At 63.8% G+C, this 15557-nt stretch carries 17 protein-coding genes; 6 read left to right on the top strand and 11 right to left on the bottom strand.

Annotated elements, in window-relative coordinates; all coding sequences use genetic code 11:
• Positions 1 to 118: 118 nt before the first annotated feature.
• The 4 genes from U5809_RS00990 to U5809_RS00975 all read right to left on the bottom strand — a co-directional run bounded on the left by U5809_RS00990 (position 119) and on the right by U5809_RS00975 (position 4559).
• Positions 119 to 1471: a TRAP transporter large permease gene (locus U5809_RS00990; protein WP_176046541.1), complete on the bottom strand. Its 1353-nt coding sequence runs from the start codon at positions 1469 to 1471 to the stop codon at positions 119 to 121.
• A 4-nt stretch (positions 1472 to 1475) separates the two neighbouring features.
• Positions 1476 to 2054, bottom strand: coding sequence for a TRAP transporter small permease (locus tag U5809_RS00985; protein WP_322085104.1), 579 nt, complete (start codon positions 2052 to 2054; stop codon positions 1476 to 1478).
• Positions 2051 to 3037 carry a TRAP transporter substrate-binding protein gene (locus U5809_RS00980; protein ID WP_176046543.1) on the bottom strand — a complete coding sequence of 329 codons (987 nt, stop codon included), beginning with the start codon at positions 3035 to 3037 and terminating at the stop codon, positions 2051 to 2053. The genes U5809_RS00985 and U5809_RS00980 overlap by 4 nt, the downstream gene beginning before the upstream one ends.
• 430 nt (positions 3038 to 3467) lie before the next feature.
• Positions 3468 to 4559, bottom strand: coding sequence for a helix-turn-helix transcriptional regulator (locus U5809_RS00975; protein WP_322085103.1), 1092 nt, complete (start codon positions 4557 to 4559; stop codon positions 3468 to 3470).
• 55 nt (positions 4560 to 4614) lie between these two features.
• Here U5809_RS00975 and U5809_RS00970 point away from each other — a divergent pair, with 55 nt between their 5' ends.
• Positions 4615 to 6102: a histidinol-phosphate transaminase gene (locus U5809_RS00970; protein WP_322085102.1), complete on the top strand. Its 1488-nt coding sequence runs from the start codon at positions 4615 to 4617 to the stop codon at positions 6100 to 6102.
• 69 nt (positions 6103 to 6171) lie between these two features.
• Here U5809_RS00970 and U5809_RS00965 read toward each other — a convergent pair whose 3' ends face one another.
• The 3 genes from U5809_RS00965 to U5809_RS00955 all read right to left on the bottom strand — a co-directional run bounded on the left by U5809_RS00965 (position 6172) and on the right by U5809_RS00955 (position 8295).
• Complete coding sequence (locus tag U5809_RS00965) at positions 6172 to 6423, bottom strand: hypothetical protein (RefSeq protein ID WP_322085101.1); 252 nt, start codon at positions 6421 to 6423, stop codon at positions 6172 to 6174.
• A 309-nt stretch (positions 6424 to 6732) separates the two neighbouring features.
• The gene (locus U5809_RS00960) at positions 6733 to 7785 is read right to left on the bottom strand and encodes an ankyrin repeat domain-containing protein (protein ID WP_322085100.1); all 1053 of its coding nucleotides are present in this window, start codon (positions 7783 to 7785) and stop codon (positions 6733 to 6735) included.
• A 105-nt stretch (positions 7786 to 7890) separates the two neighbouring features.
• Positions 7891 to 8295, bottom strand: coding sequence for a hypothetical protein (locus tag U5809_RS00955; protein WP_322085099.1), 405 nt, complete (start codon positions 8293 to 8295; stop codon positions 7891 to 7893).
• Positions 8296 to 8510: 215 nt separating this feature from the next.
• Here U5809_RS00955 and U5809_RS00950 point away from each other — a divergent pair, with 215 nt between their 5' ends.
• Together U5809_RS00950 and U5809_RS00945 are read left to right on the top strand one after the other, a co-directional pair.
• The gene (locus tag U5809_RS00950; RefSeq protein WP_322085098.1) at positions 8511 to 9569 is read left to right on the top strand and encodes an NAD-dependent epimerase/dehydratase family protein; all 1059 of its coding nucleotides are present in this window, start codon (positions 8511 to 8513) and stop codon (positions 9567 to 9569) included.
• A complete protein-coding gene (locus U5809_RS00945) occupies positions 9566 to 10558 on the top strand; it encodes an AraC family transcriptional regulator (protein ID WP_322085097.1) in 993 nt (330 codons plus the stop codon). The genes U5809_RS00950 and U5809_RS00945 overlap by 4 nt, the downstream gene beginning before the upstream one ends.
• 36 nt (positions 10559 to 10594) lie before the next feature.
• Here U5809_RS00945 and U5809_RS00940 read toward each other — a convergent pair whose 3' ends face one another.
• Positions 10595 to 11083, bottom strand: a complete 489-nt coding sequence (locus U5809_RS00940) for a RidA family protein (protein WP_322085429.1) — start codon at positions 11081 to 11083, stop codon at positions 10595 to 10597.
• Positions 11084 to 11309: 226 nt separating this feature from the next.
• Between U5809_RS00940 and U5809_RS00935 the strand changes: the two genes are divergently transcribed.
• Positions 11310 to 11609 (top strand): H-NS family nucleoid-associated regulatory protein, encoded by a 300-nt coding sequence (locus U5809_RS00935; protein ID WP_176046550.1) that lies wholly within the window; start codon positions 11310 to 11312, stop codon positions 11607 to 11609.
• Between the two features lie 133 nt (positions 11610 to 11742).
• On the opposite strand, the gene U5809_RS00930 is transcribed toward U5809_RS00935, so the two are convergent.
• Positions 11743 to 12075: a cupin domain-containing protein gene (locus tag U5809_RS00930; RefSeq protein WP_322085096.1), complete on the bottom strand. Its 333-nt coding sequence runs from the start codon at positions 12073 to 12075 to the stop codon at positions 11743 to 11745.
• Positions 12076 to 12174: 99 nt separating this feature from the next.
• On the bottom strand, positions 12175 to 12552 hold the full coding sequence (locus U5809_RS00925; protein WP_322085095.1) for a RidA family protein: 378 nt from the start codon (positions 12550 to 12552) through the stop codon (positions 12175 to 12177).
• Between the two features lie 284 nt (positions 12553 to 12836).
• On the opposite strand from U5809_RS00925, the gene U5809_RS00920 reads away from it, so the two are divergent.
• Positions 12837 to 13640 (top strand): glutathione S-transferase family protein, encoded by an 804-nt coding sequence (locus tag U5809_RS00920; protein WP_322085094.1) that lies wholly within the window; start codon positions 12837 to 12839, stop codon positions 13638 to 13640.
• Positions 13641 to 13682: 42 nt separating this feature from the next.
• Here U5809_RS00920 and U5809_RS00915 read toward each other — a convergent pair whose 3' ends face one another.
• Positions 13683 to 14897, bottom strand: coding sequence for an MFS transporter (locus tag U5809_RS00915; RefSeq protein WP_322085093.1), 1215 nt, complete (start codon positions 14895 to 14897; stop codon positions 13683 to 13685).
• 303 nt (positions 14898 to 15200) lie between these two features.
• Here U5809_RS00915 and U5809_RS00910 point away from each other — a divergent pair, with 303 nt between their 5' ends.
• Positions 15201 to 15557, top strand: coding sequence for a hypothetical protein (locus U5809_RS00910; protein ID WP_322085092.1), 357 nt, complete (start codon positions 15201 to 15203; stop codon positions 15555 to 15557).

Below are 15557 nucleotides of genomic sequence, written 5' to 3'. Positions count from 1 at the left end.
CACCGACGATTTGGGCCGCATCCCGGCGCAATCGATGCATGAAACGACCCGCAAAAACGCCCGCGGCGCCGGACAACCCAGGTCGTCCGGCGCCGCAGTCATGCGAAGCAAGCTACGATCAGAACACCGCGTGCCCGCTGATCAGGCTCGGCAGCCAGGTCGAGAAGAACGGCAGGTACGTGACGATGTTGATCGCACTGAAGATCGCGAGGTAGTACGGCCACGCCATCTTCGTGGTCTCTCCGATCGACACGTTGCCGATCGCGCAGCCGACGAACTGCACCGATCCGATCGGCGGGTGCACGAGGCCGAGCGAGCAGTTCAGCAGCAGCATGATCCCGAACTGCACCGGCCCGACGCCGCACGCCATCGCGATCGGCAGGAACAGCGGCGTCGTGATCAGGATGTGCGCGGCCATGTCGACGAACGTGCCGAGAAACACCTGGATGATGTTGATGTACAGCAGCATCAGCCACGGCGCGGCGGTCGACTGCTTGAGCAGCCCTTCGATCGCATCTGGAATCTCCAGGTACGACATCTGGAAGCGCAGCATGTTGGACACTGCGATCAGCAGCAGCACGACGCCTGTCGTGCGCGCCGCATGCGACAGCGCACGGCGCAGCTTCTCGGCCGTCAGCGTGCGGTAGACTACCGCGGTCAGCACGAGCGAGTACACGACGGCGATCGCGGCGGCTTCGGTCGCGGTCGCGATCCCCTTCGCGACGCACACGAGGATGATCGCGATCACCATCAGCCCGGGCACCGCACCGACGAAGCTGCGCAGCACCGCATACCAGCCGGGGAACTTCGGCAGCGCGGACGAACCGTCTTCACGGCGCGGATAGCCGTGGCGCACGGCCTGCCAGTACGCGGCGGCGAGCACGAAGCCCATCACCCACAACACCGGCAGCAGCCCCGAGAACAGCAGGTCGCCGATCGACACGCCGCTCACCGGCTGGCCGTGCAGCATCCCGGTGATCCCCTGCGCGGCGAACGCGTAGATGATCATGTTGGTCGACGTCGGCATCAGTGCTCCGGCGAGCGACGCGTGCGTCGTCACGTTGACCGCGTACGCGGCGCTGTAGCCTTCGCGCTTCATCAGCGGAATCACCACGCCGCCCATCGCGGACGTATCGGCGGTTGGCGAACCCGACACGCCGCCGAACAGCGTACAGGCGACGACGTTCGCCATCCCGAGGCCGCCGCGGAAGTGACCGACGGTCGCCTGCGCAAAGCGCAGGATCCGGTCCGCGATGCCGCCGTGCAGCATCAGTTCGCCGGAGAAGATGAAGAACGGTACCGCGAGGAACGAGAACGCGTTCATCCCCGAGATCATCGCCTGCATCGCGGTCGCGATCGGCAGGCCTTCTACCATGTAGGTCAGCACGCAGGCTATGCCGAGCGCGAACGACACGGGCACGCCGAGTACGAGAAAAATCAGAAAACTGACGGACAGGATCGCGAGTTCCATGGCGTTATTGTCCCGACGAAGAACGACGAAGCGCGAGCAGGTGCTCGAGCGAGAAGAGAATGATGGCGATCGCCGCGGGTATCGCGATCAGGTAGCGCACGCCTTCGGGCAGCCCGATGATCGGGATGCGGTCGCCCATCGTCTCGGCGGCCATGCTGCCGCAGCCGGCGATGATCATGATCGCGAACGCGATCAGGCTCAGGTGCTGGATCGCGATGACCACGTTGCGCGATTTCGGCGGCAGCCGGCGCACGAGCGAGTCGAGGCCGATATGGCCGCCGTCGCGCACCTTCATCGCCGCACCGAACATCGCGATCACGATCACGAGCAGCAGCGCGATCGGCTCGACGAAATCCGGTGCGTTCTCGAACACGTAGCGCATCACGACCGCGTAGAACACCAGCACGGTGAGCACCGCGAGACACGCCGACGCGATCACGGCCAGCACGCGGAACAACACGTCGTTCACGCAGCGCAGGAACGGCGCGGCATGCGGCCGCGCCGGCGCCGGCGCCGCGCCGTCCGGGGCAGCGGCCGACGAACCCGCGGCCGCCGCGCTGTTCAGGGAAGTGCGACGCGTCACTTGGTGGCCTCGATCTCGTCGACGATCTGCTTCATCTGCGGCGTCTTTTCATACTTCGTCCACAGCGGCTGCATCGCCTTCACGAACGCCGCGCGGTCGATCTGCGCGGCCGGCAGGATCTTCGCGCCGCCCTTCGTCACCAGCTGCTGCGCGGATGCCTCGCGCGCGGTCCACAGCTTCTGGTAGTACGGCACCGAATCGGCCGCGGCCTTCTTGATCGCGGCCTGCTCCTGCGGCGACAGCGTGTCCCAGACCTTCTTCGAGAACACCAGCACTTCCGGCGTCATCGCGTGCTGCGTCTCCGAGTAATCGGGCGCCACTTCGTAGTGCTTGGTTTCCTCGTACGACGGCATGTTGTTTTCCGCCGCGTCGACGAGGCCCGTCTTCAGCCCCGTGTACACCTCGGCGAACGGCATCGGCGTCGGCGTGCCGCCCATCGCCTTGATCTCGTCGACCATCAGGTCGGACGGCTGCACGCGCACCTTCAGCCCCTTCATGTCGGCCGGCGAGCGCACCGGGCGCTTCGCGTAGATCGAGCGCGCGCCGCTCTCGTAGAACGTCAGCGCGATCATCCCCTTCGCAGTGAACGCATCGAGGATCTTCTGGCCGGCCGGGCCGTACATCGCCTTGCGGAAATGGTCGACGTCGCGGAACAGGAACGGGAACGACGGGATCAGCGATTCCGGCACGATCTCGTTGAACGACGCACCGTTCACGCGCGCCATGTCGATCGCACCGATCCGCACCTGGTCGACCGTGTCCTTCTCGGAGCCCAGCGCGCTGTTGCCGAACACCTTGATCGAATCCTTGCCGCCCGTCTGCTTCGACAGTTCGTCGCCCATGAACTTCACGGCCATGTTGGTCGGGAAGTTGTCGCCGTGCACGTCCGCCGAGCGGAACACGCGCGCCTGCGCGGACATCGCAAAGCCGGCCATCAGCGCGACGGCCAGAACGGTACGGGAGCCGGTGAATCGGTGCTTCATGGTGAGTCTCCTTGATGGTCGATCGTTGTTGTGCAGCGATCCGTCGGCAGGCACATGCGTCGGCGAGACGCTCCGCTGAATCGCAGAGTCATACGTCGTATGACGTGTTGAGCGAATGTACGTCGGTTAATCGTTTAACTCACTTGGTGCATACCCCTATGACCGCCGTCACCAATGGTTTGGGGCGAAATTTGGGGAATCTCTTTCTCTGTTCAGGTGATTTTCAGCGAAACGTTTTCCGACGGCCGGTCCGTTTTCGCTCCGGATGACCGCGCAGCCGCCTTTCGCGATGCCGGACAGCCGGCTTTCACGTTGCTTGATTTCGTCATAGGATGACTGACCACAAATCGCGAGCGTCGACGCAATGCCCATGCGTCGGCCCCGGCCGCGGCCGGCAGGGAATCCGCAGGCGCAAGCGCCTGCCGCGCCGTCACGTCTGCATGACCAGCGACGTCAGTTGCGCCGCGCGCGTGACGTCGGTCTTCGCGTAGATCGCCTTGATCTGCGTCCGGATCGTGCCGATCGACACGCCGCGCAGCGCCGCGCATTCCTGCGGCGAGCGCCCGTCGCAGCACAGCAGCACGGCGAGATCGGCTTCGGCCGACGACAGGCCGTAGAACACGCGCAACCGCTGCGCGCGCGCCGCCGGCGAGCACAGGTCGGCGGCCGTCATCAACGTCGTGACGCCGGGCCGTTCGCGCACGAGGCGCGACTGCTCGGGAACCGGCATCAGTGCGAGCGACAGCGGTTCGCCGGTCGCACGCCGCAGCAACAGCCCGCCGCGCGCGAACGCGTGCCGCCATTGCGCATCGTCGATGCAGCCTTCCGGCGCGAAACGCCCGTTCACGACCCGCAGCGCCGGCTCCGCCGCGATCAGTTGATCGGCCGCGCGGTTCGTATAGCGCAGTTCGCGTTGCGCGCCGAGCAGGAACACCGGCACCGGAATCGCATCGAGCGCCGATTCAGCCGCGGCCACGCGCGCCTCGAGTTCGCCGATGCGCGCCTGGATCCGCAGTGCGCGGCTGATATGCGTGCCCATGATTTCGATGGCGAGGCGTTGCTCGTCGGACAGGCCTTGCGAGTCGGGGCCGCCCTGGACGCTGAGGAATGCGCCGGTGCCCTCGCCGCGATGGATGTACAGGCCCGAGATGCTGCCGAGCCCGAACGGGCGCAGGAATTCCTGGTAGAACACGCTGTGTGTGCGCTGGTGCGCGGACAGGTGCTTGACGTCCTCGAACCAGCGGCCCGCCGGCCAGTTGCCGGCGACCGGCACGACCGGGTCGTACCGGTAGAACTCGGCGTTGTAGGTGCCGTAGCACTCGGCGACCCATGACTCGTCGTCGCCCGCCGCCTGCTCGATCGCCGGCACCCTCGCCGCTTCGTCGAATGACAGCAGCGTGACCATGCGCACGCCGACCGACGATCGCAGCCCGTCCAGCACCGCTTCCCATCGTTGATCGCCCAGTGCCGCGGCGTAGAGGTCGTCGACCCACGCCGATGGAATCAATCCGTTCAGTTGCATCTGGCTACCCCGCGCCGTGCGTTTTTTGTCGAACGTCTTCAGCGCATCTTACTCAATGAACGAGATCGTTCAAATTATCCGTGTGAGTTTGGTTCGAAATACCACGTTTGTTACCGTTTCTCGTCTGACGTATGGGTCATTCCCGACACGAAAACGCAATCGACCTGGGCACGGACCGTGTCGCGGCCGGCTTTTCATCCGGATCAGGGTATGCCATGATGCAGCGCATGACGATCCGAAACGCCACGCCCTCGCTGCACCATCACCACGGCCGCCCTCCATTGCGCCGCGGTTCGTTTCGCATCTAGTCATTGCATCGGGCAGCGTCCCGATCAAGACGACAACCAAGGCGCCTCCGGCGCCTTTTTTGTTTTCTGCCGTCCGAAAAACCTGCTGTGCCGCCCCATCGATCACGTACGGAGTGTTTTCAATGCAACAACCGTGGAAAGACATTGCCCTGTCGGATTTGCCGCTCCGGGAGGACCTCAAGTTGCAACACGCGTATGGGGCGCCGCAGCTCGACGTACCGGTCTGCCTGAACGTCAACGAGAATCCGTATCCGCCGTCACCGGCGCTCGTCGAGCGCATCGCGACCGCGGTGGCCGATGCGGCACGCGACGCGAACCGCTATCCCGACCGCGACTTCGCCGAATTGCGATCGCATCTCGCCGCCTACCTGACGCACGACACCGGCGTGCCGGTCGACGCGGCCAGTGTCTGGGCAGCCAACGGTTCGAACGAAGTGATCCAGCAGATCCTGCAGGCGTTCGGCGGCCCGGGGCGCTCGGCGCTGGCCTTTACGCCCGCGTATCCCATGTATGACGAATACTGCCGGACAACCTTCACGCGCCTGCATACGTTGCCACGCACCGGGGATTTCACGCTGGATCTGGATCAGGCGCTCGACAGCATCCGCGAACACCGGCCGAGCGTGATCCTGCTGACGTCACCGAACAACCCGACGGGAACCGCGCTGCCGCTCGACGAGATCCGCGCGATCCTCGACCTCGCGCCGGGCGTGGTCGTCGTCGACGAAGCCTATGCGGAATTCCGGCGCCACGGCGTCCGCAGCGCGGTGACGCTGCTGCCCGACCATCCGCGGCTGATCGTGACGCGCACGTTGAGCAAGGCGTTCAAGTTCGCGGGCGGTCGCGTCGGGTATTGTGCATGCGCGCCGGCGATCGTGGACGCGCTGAAGCTGGTTCGCCTGCCGTATCACCTGTCCGCGCTGACGCAGGCGGCCGCCTGCGCGGCGCTGGTCGCGCGTGACGAGATGCTGTCGCAAGTCGACGCGATCAAGGCCGAGCGCGACGCAACCGTTTGCTGGCTGCGCGGCCTGGGCCTCACGGTGGCCGATTCGGACGCCAACTTCGTGATGTTCGGCAAGTTCGCGGATCGCCACCGGATCTGGAGCGGACTCCTGCGCCACGGCGTCCTGATTCGCGAGTCCGGGCCGCCCGAGTACCTTCGCGTATCGATCGGCACCGCGGCGGAGATGGCCGCATTTCGCGCGGCGCTGCTTGACGTGACGACGCCCGGTTGAGCAACGGACACGATGGAAGCGATCGACGACGCAATGGAATGCGTGCCGACGCACGATCCGACCGTGTACTTACTTTATCGTCGCGAGTCGCGATTCCAGCTCGTCGATCTTCGCGAGCACGGCTTCGCCGAGCTTCCTGACGTGCCGCGGTACATCGGGCGCCGACATCAGCTCCTCGAGGCGCCCGCGCCAGTAACTCGGATGCCTGACGCGCCCGGCGCCCGACATCGACACGTCGTCAGCGACCGAGTCGCTGTCCAGGAGAGCCACCATTCTCTGGATGTGAGAGAGCTCTCGTTCCACATAGTCTCTTGCCAGCATATTGATTGAAATTCCCCGAAATACGACACCAGGCCTTCCTTCATCAACGCGCCATCGTGTCGCGGCGCCAACGACGCGACGCTCACACTGTGCGTCATCGTACGCAGCGGCTGTGTCAGTCAACTGCGCGGGCGATCGCGGCAATCGACTTTCAATGGCAGGCCTGTTCGTTTGTTTTCGCTACACCCGGTCCCCTGTGCCCTGCTGCCAATCGTAGGCGCACCGGCCCGCGCCGACATCCCCAAAAGTGGGGATACTGGCCGAAATCGGGAAAGGGGTGGTTTCCGGAAATTTCGGGCGCTGGGTGGCCTACCGTCGATAAGACGGCGGCGCGAGTTCGACTGGATCGGGGTTCAGGCGCACCCACGCAACGGCAAGCCGGCACAGTTGCGCCGGATCGCCGGCCTGGCGCTTGACGTCCTGTACGACAGCGTCCACATCAGACAAATCGGCTGCCGGCAGCGACGTGCCGGTACGTACGATTGACGCGAACGCATCGGCCATCTTCCGGAAGTCCGCGTCCCAGTTGCTGCCGCCGTTGTGATCGAGCTCATGCGCGATGCGGCCCGCGATCCGGACGAGCTCACCCTGCACCGTCGCCGCTTGCCCGGTTCCCGGCACCAGTTGCGCCCACAAGGCCTGGTGTTGCGCCTGCCACGTGCCGTCCGCGACGACGATCGGCGACCGGCCGTCATGCAGTTGGCGGCGCGGCACCGGCCGCACGTCGAACAACGCATAGAGCCGGTCCAGCGCGGCGCTGGCCGCGTCGACGGTCTCCGGATTGAATCGCTCGCGCATGAACTCGAAGCGCTCGCCGATCGCCGTGACGCAAGCCGGCATCGATGGCGTCTTCGCCGCGCCGGCGCCGAGCAGCACGTCGGCGAGCGCAACCATGTGTTCCAGATCCGCATTCCCGCAGGTACGCAGCGCACGCTCGAGCGGCGTGTGCCCGTCCCGGTTCAATGCGTCGACGCGCGCGCCGTGCTCCAGCAGCAGCCGGGCGGACAGCGCATGGCGCGAATCGGCCGCCGCGTGCAGCGCGGTGCCGATCGACGCGCCGTCATCGTGAACGTCCGCACCCAGTTCGAACAGCACGTCGAAGCGGCTGCGCCGGCTTCGGGCGCGCGCGTGCAGCGCCGTGTTGCCGTACGCGTCGGCCGCACCGATGTCCGCGCCCTGTGCGACAAGCCAGCGCGCGAGATCGTCAGGACACCGGTCGAACGACAGCGCGGTCCGCTTGCTCGACCCGCCGCGCGCATTCACGTCGCAGGTGTCGAACACCGCCTGCAGCTTTGCAAGGTCGCCCTCGTCGAGCAGTGCGTCGAAGTCCTTCGGCAGCAGTTTCTTTTTTGCTTTCGGCATGGCGGGCCTCCTGCCTTCGAACGTGCGCGTATCGTCGGCATTTCGTCAATGTGATAAACCGGCCTGGCATCCGCTGCCGGCGCGCGGCGCTCGCTGGCGCGCACGTCATTCCAGCGGCTCCAGCCGTTCCAGACCGTCCGGACGGCCGGACGCGCCATCCAGCTTCGTGATGTTCCAGCGCGCGGCGTCATCCCAGTCGTAATCCATTCGATAGGAAAACCGGGCATTGGCGCGAAACAGCGCGGCGCGGAATTTCCTGCCGTCATTCGCCAGCGCGTCGCGCAGTGGCGGCCCGATGCGCATGATGCCGTCGATGAAGTCGCGATGGCGCATCGCGGAGATCAACTCGACGCCGGCCGCCGTCGCGCAGGACGCGCGGACGCCATACTGCGCCTCGCTCGGCGCGTTGAAGCGAACGTAGGCTTCGCTCCAGCCGGGAAACGCGGCCTGCATGTAGCCGATGACATGTCGGGCCAGCTCGACCAGCCGTTCTGTTGCGGCGTCGTTCATCGATCTTCCTCGGAATGGGATCGCGGACGAGCGTAATAGGAGGCGCGGCGATGCGTCAATGGCCGTCCCTGAACGTCCGTATCCGGTCACTGTCGCGCGCATCGGCACGCAAGGCCGATGTCGCACCTTGCATATCGATTGGCGCGCTTTGCGAGTGAGCTGGCGCGCAAAAAGCGTCATCATGGCGCATCACTTCTGCAACGGAACCCACGCCCATGAATATCGATACCGACCTCCCTGTCATGGTGACCGGCGCAACCGGATACGTCGCGGGCTGGCTCGTGCAACGACTTCTCGAGGCCGGCCTGACGGTCCACGCGGCCGTCCGCGACCCCGACAGCCCGGACAAGCTGAAGCACCTCCAGCGCATTGCGGCCGGCAAGCCCGGCACGATCCGCTTTTTCCGCGCCGACCTGCTCGAACCCGGCTCGTACGCCGACGCGATGGCCGGTTGCGGCATCGTGTTCCACACCGCGTCGCCGTTCACGGTCACGGTTCGCGACCCGCAGAAGGAACTCGTCGATCCGGCGCTGCTCGGCACGCGCAATGTACTCGAAACGGCCAATCGCACACCATCGGTGCGACGCGTCGTGCTGACCAGCAGCTGCGCGGCGATCTACGGCGACAATGCCGATCTCGCCGCGACGCCGAACGGCGTGTTCACCGAGGCGATCTGGAACACCAGCTCGTCGCTCACCCATCAGCCGTATTCGTATTCGAAGACCGTTGCGGAACGCGAAGCGTGGAAAATCGCCCGCGCGCAGCAACGCTGGGATCTCGTGACGATCAATCCGACGCTCGTGATCGGTCCCGGCATCAATCCACATGCAACGTCGGAGAGCTTCGAGATCGTGCGGCAGATGGGCAACGGCACGATGAAAATGGGCATACCGGATCTCGGCATGGGCGCGGTCGACGTGCGCGACGTGGCCGACGCGCACCTCCGTGCCGCGTTTCTGGCGAGCGCCAAGGGCCGCTACATCGTCTCGGGTCACGACACCAACCTGCCGGCGATGGCCGCCACGCTGCTCGAACGGTATGGCGCCGACTACCCGATTCCGCGGCGCATCCTGCCCAAATGGCTCGTATGGCTCGTCGGGCCGCTCGCGAACAAGGGCGTGACGCGCCGCATGATCGCGCGCAACGTCGGGCTCCCTTGGCGCGGCGACAACAGCCGCAGCCGCAACGAACTCGGCATCCGCTATCGCCCGCTCGCCGAATCGATGAACGATTTCTTCCAGCAGCTCGTCGAAACCGGGCAATTGCGGCGATGAACCGCTTCGCGATCTCACCCGGCTGGCAGGTCGTGATGGTCGACCTCGGCTTGCGCGTCGACGAACTGCTGCGGCACGCGCAATTGCCCGCCGATCTGTTCACGCGGCCGGAAGGCGGGCTGACGACCCGCGAATACTTCCGCATGTGGCGCGCAATGGAGGAGATGAGCGACACACCGGCCGTCGCGCTGCGCCTCCTCGATCTCGTCTCGGTCGAGACCTTCGATCCGCCGCTGTTCGCCGCGCTGTGCAGCCCGAACCTCGATATCGCGATTCGGCGCATCAGCCAGTTCAAGCCGCTGATCGGTCCGGTCCGTTTGCGCGTGACGCACGAGGCCGACATGCTGACCCTCGCCGTCGACTTCCTGGAGCGCGACGTGCCGCCGCCCGGCATGCTGCTCGCCGCCGAACTCGGCTTCTTCGTAAAGCTGGCACGGCTGGCGACCCGCACCGACCTGCCTGCGCGCGCCGTCACGCTGCCGCGCGAGCTCAAGCCGCATCCCGGTTATGCGCGGTTTTTCGGCGTGACGCCGCAGTACGGCGACGTACCCTGCGTGAGCGTGGCGCTGCAGGACGCCCGACGTCCGTTCGTGACGGCCAACCATGCGATGTGGGCGATCTTCGAACCCGATCTGCGCCGCCGCCTCGACGCGCTGTCGGCCGGCGCCGGCATCGTCGAGCGCGTGCGCGCGGCGCTGCTCGAGTTGATCCCGGGCGGCCTCGCCACCGCGGACGACGTTGCACGTACGCTCGGCATCAGCAAGCGCACGCTGCAGCGCCGGCTCGGCGACGACGGCGCGAACTTCAAGACCCTCCTGGCCGATGTCCGCGAAAAGCTCGCGTGGCACTACCTCGATCGCTCGGATCTGCCCTACAGCCAGATCGCGTTCCTGCTCGGCTACCAGGATCCGAACTCGTTCTTCCGCGCGTTCAATGAATGGACCGGCATGACACCCGACGCCGCACGCTCGCGGACGACGCCACGCTGACGCGCAAGGTCGCCCCGTCGTCGAACCGATGCGCGATCAGCGCGCGGCGTCGTTGCGGTTCAGCCCGAAAATGAAATCGGCCTCTACCGCCGCGCCTTTGGGCAACTGCAGCACACCGACCGACGAACGCGTATGTACGCCGGCGTCGCCGAGCACTGCATACAGGACGTCGGAAGCGCCGTCAGCCACTTCGCTTTGCATCGTGAAGCCAGGCGCGCTCCGCACATAGACGGTGATGCGCGGCACCGTCGCGATCGCATCGAGCGTGCCGCAATGCTTGCGGATCAACGACAGCGCACGAAGCGCCGATATGCCGGCCGCTCGGCGGCCGTCATCCAGCGAAATGGATTCGCCGACGATCCCGACGAAGTGCACGACTTCCCCGATTCGCGGAATCTGGCCTGAGATATAGGCCGTCCTTCCATCGACCAGAACGGGCGTGTACTTTCCGCCGATCCTGATTTCCTCGTCCGGATCGAATCCGAAATCGGCCGCGACCTGTTTCAGCTTATCGTCTCTGTTCATCAGTGAATTCCCCGATCCTTCATAAAAAAGATAAAGAATAATTGAGTCTCCGAATCTTGTCCCGGCGGAGCCGATCCGCGAAAAATGACAAAACTGACACACTTGTCAGGTGTTCGAAGCAGTCCTGCACGCCATATCGATGCCGTAATTCGTAGTCGGCGAAATTTTCTTCATCATTTCCGGTTGAAACCGCTATCATGTGAGTACACAACCTGATGAGCGATATATGGCGACTTACAAGGAACTGAAAGCCCAAATGGACGCTTTGGCCGAGAAAGCCGAAGCAGCGCGTGTCGCGGAATTCCAGGCGATCGTCGACGACATCCGTGCCAAGGTCGCGGAATTCGGCATTACCGAGAAGGACATTTTCGGCACGCGTCGTGGTCGGCCGGCCAAGCAGGCATCGGCACCCGTGCAGGCGAAGTATCGCGATCCGAAGACCGGTGCGACCTGGTCGGGCCGCGGTCGCGCGCCGGCATGGATCAAGGATGCGAAGAACCGCAATCGATTCCTGATTCAGGAATAAGATTTTCGGCGCGTACCGGTGCGCTGTTCAGCGCGCTGTCCGGTGAATGGGCATTGATACCGGCGGGATTCAAAGACCGCTCCGGGTTAATGCCGATTTGCCTCATTCGGCACGTCGCACGCCCATTCTTGCTTCATCGTTCGTAATAAATCGCAAGCCACACGGTTTGCGTTTCCTCATGCGTCCACGCCACGCGATGGCGGCAATGCGGCTCGATCAGCACGTAGTCGCCCGGGTGCATCTCGTGCCGTATCGAACCTTCTTCGAATTCGAGCACGGCCGCTCCCGACAGCAATACGACCCACTCGGCACGCGAGTCGTCATACCAGAATCCATCCGGGCTCGCGTGCCCCATCGACACAATCCGTTCGACATTCAGACGCTGGCCCGTGACGAGGAGATCGATCCGCTCGTCGCCGCCGCGTTGCCCGTCGTCGCTGAACAGGTTACCGGTTTGAAGTTGCATCGCTCGACCTCGCCATTGACCTTCCGATGATGAAAGCGCGTTTAAAGGTGCCGGGAAATGTTCACTGCAGTCCTGCCGTTGGCGCGCCACCGGCGGCATTCAGGGCCTGCATGCAATGGCTTCGATTTCTATCTTCGTGCCGGCCATATTCGTCGCCTGCAACGTCGATCGTGACGGCTTGTTCCCGGGGAAGAACTCCGCGTAAACGCGGTTGAATGCCGCGAAGTCGCGCGCGTCTTCAAGCCATACGGTGGTTTTGACCACGTCGTCCAGCGTGCATCCTGCCAGCGCCAGTACGTGAGCCACGTTCTGCAACGTCCGGCGTGTCTGCGCCTCGATATCGCCGGTGACCAGGCTCCCGTCTTCGTTTCGCGCGACCTGACCGGATACGAATACCAGGTCGCCGCCTTTGGTCGCCAGCGAGCGCGGCAGGTTTCGTGTCAGCGGATTGCACTCCGCAATATATTCGATCGCCATTTGACTCTCCTTCGACCGACCTGGCATCTGTGTCGATCATCGCTCACAAGCGTATCGAGGAAAAACGAAGCTGCCAATTCCGGATACCGAGAAATGTCGAGCGCCGAAATCGATCGCTTTCGTCTGCAGTTAGACGGACACCCAGGCATTGAACCGACCTTTCGCGACGACCACGGGCCGACACACGGAAAGCGTCTTGAAGCGGTTCTTCGAACTTGCCACAATTCAGAAGGCGACCCGCATTGATCGCATGCGCAATGCAGTGACGAGCGAGGGCGATATCAATGAACACCGATAGCGTTCATCCAGCTGTACTGATCACGATGCCGCACAGCCATTACAGCGAAAAGGCGCGATGGGCGCTCGACAGGCTCGATCTGGCCTACCAGGAACAGCCGCATGCTCCGCTGCTGCACCGGCTGGCCACGATACCCAATGGCGGCAGCAGCGTGCCCTTGCTGCTTGATCGCGGTGCACGCTTCACCGATTCCACCGATATCCTCGTACATATCGACCTGCTTCGCGGCGGCGATTGTCTGTACCCGCGCGACGTCGACTTGCGGCCGGAAGTCGAAGCGCTCGAGACGCAATTCGACGAAGTGCTGGGCCCGCATGCGAGGCGTTGGGCATATGCGCAATTGCTGCCCGAGCGCAGCCTGCTGCTGCACGTGATGTCGCGAGGCGTGCCGCGGTTCGAAGCCGTGTTGCTGCCGATCATTCTGCCAGGCGTCGTGCGGCTCATTCGTGCAGCGCTCAGGATTACGCCGGAAAGCGCCACGCGCTCCATCGAACGCGTACGCGGCGTCTTCAACGAGATCGACGGACGGCTGGCCGATGGCCGACGGTTCCTGGTCGCCGAACGCTTCACGGCCGCCGATCTGACCTTCGCGGCACTCGCCGCACCGGTGCTCTTTCCGCCGGGCTATCGCGCGGCTTACCCGGCGCTCGATCACGTGCCCGCCGCGATGCGTGACGAAGTCCTGCGTTTGCGCGATACGTCCGCCGGACAATTTGCGTTGCGCTTGTACGCGGAAGAACGCGACCGTACGCAGACCGCTCCGCAAGAATGGAACTGCAGCGCCGAGTAACGACTTCCAGACGGCTTTCAACTGACTGGCCGCTTGCGTCCGTCAGCGCGCCGCAATCTGCGCGTTGACGGTTCGCAGGCTGGTGTGAGTGAGCATCAGCAGGTTGATGACGACAACGGCGATGGTCGCATCGATCATCAGATTCACGCCGCCGCGCGCAACCAGTACGCCTGCCACGTAAGGAAACCCGAACAAGCCGATGAAGTAGGCAATCGTAAAGACCTGGGAACTCGCCGATGCGGACAATCCCCTTTCGCTGGCCAGATTGACGGCCATGCCGTTCAGCGTGGAATAACTGAGCCCGTAGCCGATTGCGAAAATGATCGAGCCGGTCACGTACAGCATTGCGCTGCCCGGGTTCGAGACGAACAGCACCAGCGCCACGAACGTGGCGCTGAATAGCGCGCAGGCGAGTTTTCGAACGGGCAAGCGGCTGATCGTTTGCGCCAGCGTGAAGCGGCACGCAACGGTCGTCAGCGTGAAGGTCACGAAAAACAGGTCCGGCGACAGGTGCCGCGATTCTGCATAGGTCGACTGAAAATTCGATAACGCGGAAAAAACGCAAGCGGCGAGCGCAATCATGATGATCGGCAGCCGCGTCACGTTGCGCAGGATCTCGGCGATGCTGGCAGGCGTCAGGCCGGTTGCGGCCATCTGCGGAGTCAGCGTGTGCGTCGCCCGCTTTCCGACTGCGGAGAATGCGGCGGCTGCAATCAGGCAGATGCACGCCAGGCCGCCATAGACGATGGAATACGATCCGAATCGACTGGCGACGAAATGGCCAACCGGAGACGCGAGACCGAGCCCGACCATCTGACCGCCCGACAGCAAGGTCAGATACTTGATCCGTGCGTCGGGCCTCAGATGGTGAATGATCTGAAGCGGCGCGAGAATGTAGAACGCCGACCATCCCATTCCGAGCAGCAGACCGCCGATAAACGCAATCGCCGGATCGATCGCGGCCAGACTGAACGCGAGCATGGAAACGGACATCACGACGGCGGCGGCAACGATCGTCCGCATCAGCCCGATTCGCTGCGCGATCCATCCGGCAAGCAGGGAGCTGACGATCATGGTCAGGATGCCGGTCGAGATGACTGCCCCGGCCATTGACACATCGAGTCCGCAATGACGCAAATGCTCGGAAAGCAGGAAGCTCGCACCGTATGCGGCGGCAAGCGCGATGCTCGCGCCGAGAAATGGAATGAACGTGGCGGCACCAGGCGATGACGGCAGTGGGTCAACGGGTGTGTTCATGGAATGGGCGTCCGGTTTTTATCGCCGCCGCGATGCTGTAAGCGGAGCGGTTTCTTTCAGCGGCTTTCTTGACTGCATATAGCGGGACGATGGTCGTTTCCAGATTCCCGGCCCCGGTATTCACAGGAAGTGTGTTTTATGTAAAAGCGGAATGAAATGTACAGTGACGCCGATTTGCTTCTGCACAGTTATATGAGGGGCGCCTCGCGAGATCGTGGGGAAACTTCAGGAGTCGAGGGCACGCGTCACGGAGTCGACGCGCGTAGTTGTCCGCCTTGCGACATCCAGGAAAAGGTCTGTAGGGTGGCTACGAAGGATTGGGGCTGGCCGCAGTTGGCCAGACGCAAAAGCTGTCGTATGAGTGGCGACTGTAAACAGCCGAATTTCTCGGAGGGGATTCCTTCGATGAAAAGGTCAGCCCGCGAACATCTGCTACATAGCTTTCGTAGAAAACCGATCACCATAGGGAAAGTGATCGACGCTATCCTTGTTAACGGTAACAAAGCAGCGGTTCGCGAGGAGTTCCATGCGCTCTTTCGGCGACAGCCCCTCTTCGTTACACGATTCCGCATGAAGTTCCAAAAGATCAACCATTCCGTCGACATTAAAGTGAAAGGTATCGCCCAGGTGGTAGTCGCGCCTGAAAGACGTTCGCCATGA

The sequence above is a fragment of the Burkholderia sp. BCC1999 genome, assembly GCF_905339975.1.
Taxonomy (GTDB): domain Bacteria; phylum Pseudomonadota; class Gammaproteobacteria; order Burkholderiales; family Burkholderiaceae; genus Burkholderia.
Note: the sequence above shows the minus strand (reverse complement) of the source record. Positions and strands in the feature narration are given on the sequence as shown.

Bases quoted from the DNA above. Each gene is read 5' to 3' on its own strand.
- U5809_RS00990 (WP_176046541.1), bottom strand. From the start codon at position 1,471: ATGGAACTCGCGATCCTGTCCGTCAGTTTTCTGATTTTTCTCGTACTC.
- U5809_RS00980 (WP_176046543.1), bottom strand. From the start codon at position 3,037: ATGAAGCACCGATTCACCGGCTCCCGTACCGTTCTGGCCGTCGCGCTG.
- U5809_RS00975 (WP_322085103.1), bottom strand. From the start codon at position 4,559: ATGCAACTGAACGGATTGATTCCATCGGCGTGGGTCGACGACCTCTAC.
- U5809_RS00970 (WP_322085102.1), top strand. From the start codon at position 4,615: ATGAACGAGATCGTTCAAATTATCCGTGTGAGTTTGGTTCGAAATACC.
- U5809_RS00965 (WP_322085101.1), bottom strand. From the start codon at position 6,423: ATGCTGGCAAGAGACTATGTGGAACGAGAGCTCTCTCACATCCAGAGA.
- U5809_RS00960 (WP_322085100.1), bottom strand. From the start codon at position 7,785: ATGCCGAAAGCAAAAAAGAAACTGCTGCCGAAGGACTTCGACGCACTG.
- U5809_RS00955 (WP_322085099.1), bottom strand. From the start codon at position 8,295: ATGAACGACGCCGCAACAGAACGGCTGGTCGAGCTGGCCCGACATGTC.
- U5809_RS00950 (WP_322085098.1), top strand. From the start codon at position 8,511: ATGAATATCGATACCGACCTCCCTGTCATGGTGACCGGCGCAACCGGA.
- U5809_RS00945 (WP_322085097.1), top strand. From the start codon at position 9,566: ATGAACCGCTTCGCGATCTCACCCGGCTGGCAGGTCGTGATGGTCGAC.
- U5809_RS00940 (WP_322085429.1), bottom strand. From the start codon at position 11,083: ATGAACAGAGACGATAAGCTGAAACAGGTCGCGGCCGATTTCGGATTC.
- U5809_RS00935 (WP_176046550.1), top strand. From the start codon at position 11,310: ATGGCGACTTACAAGGAACTGAAAGCCCAAATGGACGCTTTGGCCGAG.
- U5809_RS00930 (WP_322085096.1), bottom strand. From the start codon at position 12,075: ATGCAACTTCAAACCGGTAACCTGTTCAGCGACGACGGGCAACGCGGC.
- U5809_RS00925 (WP_322085095.1), bottom strand. From the start codon at position 12,552: ATGGCGATCGAATATATTGCGGAGTGCAATCCGCTGACACGAAACCTG.
- U5809_RS00920 (WP_322085094.1), top strand. From the start codon at position 12,837: ATGAACACCGATAGCGTTCATCCAGCTGTACTGATCACGATGCCGCAC.
- U5809_RS00915 (WP_322085093.1), bottom strand. From the start codon at position 14,897: ATGAACACACCCGTTGACCCACTGCCGTCATCGCCTGGTGCCGCCACG.